The sequence below is a fragment of the Shewanella profunda genome (genome assembly GCF_023283765.1).
Classification (GTDB): domain Bacteria; phylum Pseudomonadota; class Gammaproteobacteria; order Enterobacterales; family Shewanellaceae; genus Shewanella; species Shewanella profunda.
This window is the reverse complement of record NZ_JAKILG010000081.1, coordinates 1-8,359: the sequence shown is the minus strand read 5'-3', so window position 1 is coordinate 8,359 and position 8,359 is coordinate 1. Positions and strand designations below refer to the sequence as shown.

Genomic DNA, 8,359 nt, shown 5'->3' with positions numbered 1-8,359 from the left:
CGCCACCTCAGAAGTAAACTCCCTTGTGCTGCCGCTCGACTTGCATGTGTTAGGCCTGCCGCCAGCGTTCAATCTGAGCCATGATCAAACTCTTCAATTAAAGTTTTGTTGCTTCCGTCTTACGACTTCAGCGGCTCAATGAATTCTGATTTTTTGTTTCTAACTAAAGAAACAAACTGTACATATTACTATGAACACTCATCACTTTCGTGATACAGAAAATATTGATTTAAATTTTTGACTGCCAACCCGAAGGTTAAGCAGTTTCGATTAACTCAACACCTGTGAGTGTCCACACAGATTTCTTGTTTTATCTTGTTAAAGAGCAACTCAATATTCATAAGAGAACTTGAGTACCACACTGAGCGTCGAACGCTTCCAGTTGGCTAGGGCTGCGTATTCTACGCATTTCCCGTTTCGCGTCAAGGAGTATTTTTCAACTTCTTGCTGCGATTGAATTAAGTGCTTAAAAGCTACTCAATCCAACCTAACTCGTCAGCTTGCTTTCGCTGTCTGCCGTGTCAGTGGATGCGCATTATAGGCAGCAGAGGATTTTGTGCAAGGGCTTTTTTAACAATCTGCGCCAAGCGAATAAATAACCACCAAACTGCAGAAATATACTGCAATACTGAGCAATATCGCTGTTTGGGTTGATAAGTTTGGCAGAAGGAATAGCCTATTGCTGGAGTTTTAATAGATTGAATGGGCATAAACAGAAGTTGATAGCTATTTTTCGTAATATCTATCAGCAAACCTCTAAAAGCGTTATGCCCAGTGTGATGTCTTACTCTTGTTTGCACCTAGCTAATGATAAGCACTGATCAAAAGCACGAGCCCTAAGATTTATGCTCTTCTTGTTTCTCTTTTTCGATATTTGTAGCGCTTTGTGTTTGTGCTGCAGCTTGGGTTGAGTGATTGATCTCGACATTCGTCACCGTATCATCACCGACAATATGCGCGACTTTGAGTTTTCTCACGGTTCGAATCGTAATGATTGGGCCTGAAATCGCATATAAGTAGAAGCCGACGCATAAGATCAATGCAGGTTGAACTGACACCACCACAAATACACCGACGACCAGTAAGATAACGATAAAGTTAACCTTGCCACGCCAGTCAATTTCTTTAAAGGAGTGATAGCGGAAATTGCTGACCATCAGTAAACCGGTTGCCGCAGTCACAAGGGCAGCAATCCAACTGATATTTCTTCCATCGAGACTGTATTGATTACCAAGCCAAATACTGCCAGCAATAACAGCGGCGGCAGCCGGGCTGGCGAGACCTTGAAAGTAACGCTTATCGGCGACGCCAACTTGCGTATTAAATCGAGCGAGCCTGAGTGCCGCACCTGCACAATAAATAAATGCAGCCAACCAACCAATTTTACCTAAGTCAGCTAATGCCCAATTGTAGGCGAGTAGTGCTGGCGCCATTCCGAAGGACACCATATCCGCCATACTGTCGTATTCGGCACCAAAATCACTTTGGGTATTAGTCAGTCTTGCCACTCGACCATCGAGACCATCACAGATCATGGCTATAAAAATGGCTATTGCAGCAGCTTCAAAGTTAGCATTCATGGAAGCAATCACAGCATAAAAGCCAGAAAACAATCCTGCTGTCGTAAAAAGATTAGGAAGTAAATAGATACCTTTATTCTTTACTGTTTGATTTGAAGAATTTTGCATACACTTATTACGCTAGTTCAGTGAAGAGAAGTTAGCTTTCAAGATAACATATTTTATTATCATGTCGATGAGAGACCAGTTAGGGATAATTTCGATGTTAAAAGTGAACATGTTCAGAACAATACTGTATCGATGGCTCTGGCTCGGCCTTTTCATTGGCCCCGTTTCTGCGGGCGTTATCTATACTTGGGTCGACGAAAATGGGGTGACGCATTACAGCCAACAAGCCCCGCAACAAAAAAACATCAAAGCAGAAAAGCTCTACAGTGAAGATTTAGAGCAGGCGAAAGTGGGTTTTATCGCGCCGATAAAGAAAGTTGAGCCAACTGCTGAAGCCAATGAATTAGAAAAGTCAGCTGCGCTGATTAAAGAAAAAGACGCCAAACAGGCTAAATCCATTTGTGAGAGTGCAAAACACAATTTAGATATTCTCACGACGCACACTAAGCTTATCCGCCAAACTTCCGATTCGGGTGAATCTGTCGCTATGACTGAAGAAGATCGCCAAGCCTCGATTGCCCAGCAGCAGGAAAGAATCAAACTCTTCTGTGATAAGAAGTAACCAAATTTACTATGCCACTACATTAATGAACAACGATTAAGCTGATGCAATAAAAAAGGAGCCGAGTTAAAAACTCGGCTCCTTTCGTTTTAGTGCTTGAAGCGGGAGCGATACTGACTAAAACAGCGCTATCTCTTATTGCAAGATAGTTTATTTCAAGCTCGTTCATTCAAGAACGCTTATTGCAGTTCGCCTATTTCAACGTATTCAACGTATTCAACTTCAAGCTTGCGATTAACGTATCGCATTCAAACAACACACTAAGTGACTAGCTACTGGTTATTGCTCGAACACTAACTCGCCACCCGCACAGCTGACCTTGATCGGTTTACCCGGCAACAAGTCACCACGCAGTAATTTCTGCGCCAGCGGGTTTTCGACTTCTTGCTGCAATGCCCGTTTCAACGGTCTTGCACCATACACAGGATCGAAACCAATTTCCGCAATCAGTGATAATGCCTCGTCGGTGATCTCCAATGTATAGTCCTTCTCTGCCAAACGTTGGCGTAAGGAAGCAATCTGTATCGAAGCAATACGCTTAATATTGGCAGCATCCAAGGGATGGAACACCACTGATTCATCGATACGGTTTAAAAACTCGGGTCTGAAACTGTGAGTCACCACATTCATTACCGCCGCTTTCATCTCTGCATAGGTCACTTGACCAAATCCTTCTTGGATAATGTCGGAGCCTAAGTTCGAGGTCATGATGATCACTGTATTTCTAAAATCGACAGTACGACCTTGACCATCGGTTAAGCGTCCATCATCAAGCACTTGCAGTAAGATGTTAAACACATCGGGATGCGCTTTCTCGACTTCGTCGAGCAATATCACCGAATACGGTTTACGACGAACGGCTTCCGTTAAGTAACCGCCCTCTTCATAACCTACGTATCCTGGAGGCGCCCCCACTAAACGCGATACTGAGTGTTTTTCCATAAACTCAGACATATCGATCCGCACTAAGGCCGATTCGGTATCGAATAAGAACCTCGCCAGTGATTTACACAGCTCAGTTTTACCTACACCCGTTGGGCCTAAGAACAGGAACGAGCCAATCGGCCGATTTGGATCCGCCAGACCCGCACGACTACGACGAATCGCATTCGCGACCGCATCGACGGCTTCGTTTTGGCCGATCACCCGCTCGTGTAGCGCCACTTCCATTTGCAGTAATTTTTCGCGCTCGCCTTCCAGCATTTTCGATACGGGTATTCCCGTCGCTTTCGACAAGACTTCGGCGATTTCGAATTCAGTGACCTTGTTACGCAATAAGGTCATATCCTGCATTTCGGCTTGTGACGCCAAATCGAGCTGTTTTTCAAGTTCAGGAATACGACCGTATTGCAACTCAGACATCCGAGTTAAATCACCCGCACGACGCGCCACCTCTAAGTCCATTCGAGCCTGTTCGAGATCGGCTTTAATATGCTGAGTACCCGCTAATGCGGCTTTTTCAGTACGCCAGATTTCGTTCAACTCGGAAGCTTTCGCTTCAACGTCACGCAATTCCACTTGCAGATGATCGAGTCTACGACGGCTCGCTTCATCATTTTCTTTGGCTAATGCTTGTTCCTCCAGTTTGAGCTGGATTGCACGCCGCTCGAGTCTATCTAAAGACTCGGGCTTAGAGTCCATCTGCATACGGATGCTCGAGGCCGCTTCGTCGATCAAATCGATCGCTTTATCGGGCAACTTACGGTCCGACACATAACGGTGCGACATGGTCGCCGCCGCCACAATCGCCGGATCGGTAATTTCCACATGGTGATGCAGCTCGTAACGTTCTTTCAGGCCACGCAAAATGGCGATAGTGTCTTCAACACTTGGCTCATCCACCAGCACTTTTTGGAAACGTCGTTCAAGCGCCGCATCTTTTTCAATGTACTGACGATACTCATCGAGCGTGGTCGCGCCTACACAGTGCAAGTCACCGCGGGCTAACGCAGGTTTGAGCATGTTCCCCGCATCCATTGCGCCCTCACCTTTACCGGCGCCGACCATAGTATGCAATTCGTCGATGAAGAGGATCACTTGACCTTCTTCCTGCGCCAACTCATTAAGTACCGCTTTTAAACGCTCTTCAAACTCACCGCGATATTTAGCGCCCGCAATCAATGAGCCCATGTCGAGGGATAAGACACGCTTATTTTTAATGCCCTCAGGGACTTCACCATTAACGATACGCTGGGCAAGTCCTTCAACAATCGCCGTTTTACCCACACCCGGTTCACCGATAAGGACGGGGTTATTTTTACTGCGACGTTGTAACACTTGGATCGTACGGCGAATTTCATCGTCACGGCCGATCACAGGATCTAACTTGCCTTGTTCGGCTCGCTCGGTGAGATCGATAGTAAACTTCTTCAACGCTTGGCGTTGATCTTCGGCATTAGGATCGTCCACTTTTTGGCCACCGCGCATTTGTTCGATGGTTTGCTCCATCAACTCTTTGGTCGCGCCCGCTTTTTTCAACGCCTGCGCAAGGGCATCGGCACCTTCTAACGCAGCCAACACAAATAGCTCGCTAGAGATATATTTGTCTTTACGCTTTTGCGCCAATTTATCACACAGATTTAATAAACGGATTAAACCTTGGGATAATTGTACATCGCCGCCAGTCCCTTCGACTTGAGGTAAGCGTTCCAGCTCTTGGCTCAAGAGCGATCGCAGCGCACTCACTCGAATGCCTGCTTGGGTTAATAAGGGATGGATTGAACCTGAATCTTGGTTCAACAATGCCATCATCAAATGCAGCGGTTCGATAAACTGATGATCACGCCCAAGTGCGAGTGACTGGGCATCTGAGATGGCAAGCTGAAATTTATTGGTCATACGATCGAGTCGCATACAGCCTCCTAAAACTCACATATTAAATATATGCCAATCCGCCTGATACCTTGCCAAATTAGTGGCTTTAAATAAGCGCCGCTAATGGAGAGTTCAAAATGGGATTGGTGTTAGATTTCGTTAGTTAAAAGATGGGGGCTATTTAGCCAAATTCAAGCGAATAATGAGGAAATAAATACAAACTGTAGGGGAATTAGCTTAAGACTTAAGCCAGATCAATGAAGCCATGCGTCCCGTCACCTTATCGCGACGATAAGAGAAGTAATCGGTGTCGCTGACTGTGCAGATATCGGCGCTATAAATAGGGTTTATACCGAGTAAACTCAAGCGTAATTTAGCCAAGCCAATAATATCGGCAAGATACTTATTACCACTAGAAACAAAACACGCAGCCGCCTGTGGATGCAAAGCACAGAATGCGTGCTTCACTTCAACGCCAACCTCAAATTTTTGCGGACCAATAGCGGGGCCAAGATAGGCAATCAACTCATCCATAGGTGAACTAAACTGCGCCGCGGTCGCCTCAATCACACCATCACACAAACCACGCCAACCAGCATGGGCCGCAGCCACTTCGGTTCCCGCTCGATTACACAGCAACACAGGTAAGCAATCGGCGGTCATCACAGCGCAAACTCGTCCAGCGGTTCGACTATAACTAGCATCGGCAATTTGTTTATCCGTGGCAATACTCGCTAAGTTAAGCGAGTCTAAATTGAGCACATGGGTGCCATGGATTTGCTCAAGCCAGACGGGATCTGCGGTTAACGCTAATTGTTTGGAGAGTAATTCACGATTAGCCATCACCCGCTCTTCAACATCACCGACATGCAGCCCAAGATTGAGACTGTCATAGGGATGCACGCTCACACCGCCATGACGATTTGTCATAGCGATGCCAACATTAGCAGGAACAGGCCAATCGTGATGGAACACTTAGAGATACTCGATCGGATGCTCTACCGTGTCTTGACGCAGTGCTTTAGTTAAAATCACCATGTCTTCAGGAATTGGCGCTTGCCAGCTCATGATTTCACAACTCACTGGGTGAGCTAATTCGAGACGTACCGCGTGCAACGCTTGGCGCTTGAAGTTTTTCAGGATATCAAAAAACTCTGGGCTCGCGGCTTTAGGCGGTTTTGGACGACCACCATACACAGGATCGCCGACTAATACGTGGCCAATATATTCCATATGCACACGAATTTGGTGAGTACGGCCAGATTCTAGACGTAATCTCAGGCGCGTATGGTTACGGAACTTTTCCGCCACCCGATAATGGGTTACGGCAGGTTTACCTGAGTGATGCACCGCCATATGAGTGCGTTTGGTTGGATGACGACCTATCGGCTCATCCACAGTACCGCCGCCCGTCATTGTGCCCATTACAATCGCTTCGTATTCACGAGTAATTTCACGGGCCTGCAACGCAGCCACTAAATGGGTTTGCGCTTCAACAGTTTTAGCTACCACCATCAAACCTGTCGTGTCTTTATCGAGACGGTGCACAATACCCGCACGCGGCACATGCTCAATATCGGGACAATGGTGTAAAAGCGCATTCATTAGCGTACCATCGGCATTACCGGCCCCGGGGTGCACAACTAGGCCAGCTTGCTTGTTGATCACTATAATGTCGTCATCTTCATAGACGATATCCAGATCAATGGCCTGCGCCGCTGCGTGAACTTCTTCTTCGAGAGTGGCATCAATGAGTATCTGTTGCAGCTCATAAACTTTCTCTCGGGGCTTATTAACGACAACGCCGTCAACATAAACTGCATCAGATAGGATCCATTCCTTGATGCGCGTGCGCGAGTAATCGGGGAACAACTCAGCTAGTGCCTGATCTAATCTCAGGCCAGTTTGTGTTGCCGAAATCTCGCTTTTTAGATTAATCTCTTGTGTCATAGGAACCGTATCCCCATTTAGGGGTCAAAAAATGTGTGCTATCTGTTACAATCGGATGTTTTCTATTTTATAGTGAAATGGAAAAATTCTTAACTACAACTTAAAAAGAATTGAATTCAAGTATGTATAAATTTTCCAAAGGCGTTACCTTAGTCCTATTTTCACTAGCGTTATCAGCCTGTAGCAGCAGCCCTGATGATAACGATATTGCCGCCAAAACCTCACCTGATGTGCTTTATTCTCAGGCTAGAACCTCCATGGAGCTTGGCAATTACTCTAAAGCGGTCCGCTCTTTGGAGGCGTTAGACTCACGCTTCCCCTTCGGACCACATAAAACCCAAGTCCAGTTAGACTTGATTTATGCTTATTACAAAATGGATGATGTCGCTTCTGGTATCGCCAATATAGACAGATTTATCCGTCTAAACCCAACTCATCCCGATATCGACTATGTCTACTACATGCGAGGACTGGTCAATATGCAGGCGGACAGCTATTTGTTCCACGATATGTTAAATATCGATAGAACTGACCGCGATCCTAAAAACGCCCAAGAGGCCTTTAAAGATTTTGATCGTTTAATCAAAACCTACCCTAACAGCAAATATGCCGCCGATGCACAAAAGCGCATGTTTTCGCTGAAAAATCGCTTGGCAAAATATTCAATTCAAGTTGCCGAATATTATCTCAAGATGAACGCTTGGAGCGCCGCGGCAATCCGAGCTCAATCAGTACTAGAAACATATCCTGGCACCCCTTCAACTGAACGGGCATTAGAGATAATGGTAGAAGCTTATGGCGAATTAGGTCAGAACCAGCTGAAGCAAAACGTGCTCATGGTAATGCAAGCTAACTTCCCAAACAATGAAATCTTATCAAACTAGTCAAGAACGCCCCTTTGATAGGGGCATTTTTTTAGATATTTTCATCCTTTCTAACTAACTAAGTCCTGCGTCTTTATCGATTTTTCGCTGTCCCAATTGGCAAACACCGCTTAAATACCCTATTCGTGTAAAAGTTATGCAACTACACCCATTTTTAGGTTATTTAGCAAAAATCTATTGACTCAAAACCCGAAAAGCCTTTAAATTGCGCCCGTCGCCCGAATAGCTCAGTCGGTAGAGCAGAGGATTGAAAATCCTCGTGTCCCTGGTTCGATTCCGGGTTCGGGCACCATCTTTAAATTGGTTGCATCGCAATCAATGTTAAAGAGTTGCAATAGGTACAGTGCAGGTGTGGTGGAATTGGTAGACACGCCAGCTTCAGGTGCTGGTGCTCGCAAGGGCGTGGAGGTTCAAGTCCTCTCACCTGTACCAAATTGCAATTCAAGTTTTAATTCGGTTAA

At 45.8% G+C, this 8,359-nt stretch carries 6 protein-coding genes, 2 tRNA genes and 1 rRNA gene; 4 read left to right on the top strand and 5 right to left on the bottom strand.

All coding sequences use genetic code 11. The features are described from left to right. Both L2744_RS21070 and pssA read right to left on the bottom strand, forming a co-directional pair. Nucleotides 1-100 (bottom strand): 16S ribosomal RNA (locus L2744_RS21070); the annotation flags it as partial. 736 nt (nt 101-836) lie between these two features. Then, nucleotides 837-1,688 (bottom strand): CDP-diacylglycerol--serine O-phosphatidyltransferase, encoded by an 852-nt coding sequence (gene pssA / locus L2744_RS21065; protein ID WP_248993712.1) that lies wholly within the window; start codon nt 1,686-1,688, stop codon nt 837-839. A gap of 94 nt (nt 1,689-1,782) precedes the next feature. Here pssA and L2744_RS21060 point away from each other — a divergent pair, with 94 nt between their 5' ends. Next, nucleotides 1,783-2,250 carry a DUF4124 domain-containing protein gene (locus tag L2744_RS21060; RefSeq protein WP_248993711.1) on the top strand — a complete coding sequence of 156 codons (468 nt, stop codon included), beginning with the start codon at nt 1,783-1,785 and terminating at the stop codon, nt 2,248-2,250. 279 nt (nt 2,251-2,529) lie between these two features. Here L2744_RS21060 and clpB read toward each other — a convergent pair whose 3' ends face one another. The 3 genes from clpB to rluD form a co-directional block, all read right to left on the bottom strand. Next, nucleotides 2,530-5,103, bottom strand: coding sequence for an ATP-dependent chaperone ClpB (gene clpB, locus L2744_RS21055; protein WP_248993710.1), 2,574 nt, complete (start codon nt 5,101-5,103; stop codon nt 2,530-2,532). 198 nt (nt 5,104-5,301) lie between these two features. Beyond that, the gene (gene pgeF, locus L2744_RS21050; protein ID WP_248993709.1) at nt 5,302-6,039 is read right to left on the bottom strand and encodes a peptidoglycan editing factor PgeF; all 738 of its coding nucleotides are present in this window, start codon (nt 6,037-6,039) and stop codon (nt 5,302-5,304) included. Further along, nucleotides 6,040-7,014 (bottom strand): 23S rRNA pseudouridine(1911/1915/1917) synthase RluD, encoded by a 975-nt coding sequence (gene rluD / locus L2744_RS21045; RefSeq protein WP_248993708.1) that lies wholly within the window; start codon nt 7,012-7,014, stop codon nt 6,040-6,042. A 122-nt stretch (nt 7,015-7,136) separates the two neighbouring features. On the opposite strand from rluD, the gene L2744_RS21040 reads away from it, so the two are divergent. From L2744_RS21040 to L2744_RS21030, 3 genes are all read left to right on the top strand, one after another. Continuing rightward, nucleotides 7,137-7,898, top strand: coding sequence for an outer membrane protein assembly factor BamD (locus tag L2744_RS21040; RefSeq protein ID WP_248993707.1), 762 nt, complete (start codon nt 7,137-7,139; stop codon nt 7,896-7,898). Between the two features lie 216 nt (nt 7,899-8,114). Continuing rightward, nucleotides 8,115-8,190: transfer RNA gene (locus L2744_RS21035), tRNA-Phe, on the top strand. A gap of 53 nt (nt 8,191-8,243) precedes the next feature. Then, nucleotides 8,244-8,330: transfer RNA gene (locus L2744_RS21030), tRNA-Leu, on the top strand. Nucleotides 8,331-8,359 lie beyond the last annotated feature (29 nt).

Bases quoted from the DNA above. Each gene is read 5' to 3' on its own strand.
- pssA (WP_248993712.1), bottom strand. From the start codon at position 1,688: ATGCAAAATTCTTCAAATCAAACAGTAAAGAATAAAGGTATCTATTTA.
- L2744_RS21060 (WP_248993711.1), top strand. From the start codon at position 1,783: ATGTTAAAAGTGAACATGTTCAGAACAATACTGTATCGATGGCTCTGG.
- clpB (WP_248993710.1), bottom strand. From the start codon at position 5,103: ATGCGACTCGATCGTATGACCAATAAATTTCAGCTTGCCATCTCAGAT.
- rluD (WP_248993708.1), bottom strand. From the start codon at position 7,014: ATGACACAAGAGATTAATCTAAAAAGCGAGATTTCGGCAACACAAACT.
- L2744_RS21040 (WP_248993707.1), top strand. From the start codon at position 7,137: ATGTATAAATTTTCCAAAGGCGTTACCTTAGTCCTATTTTCACTAGCG.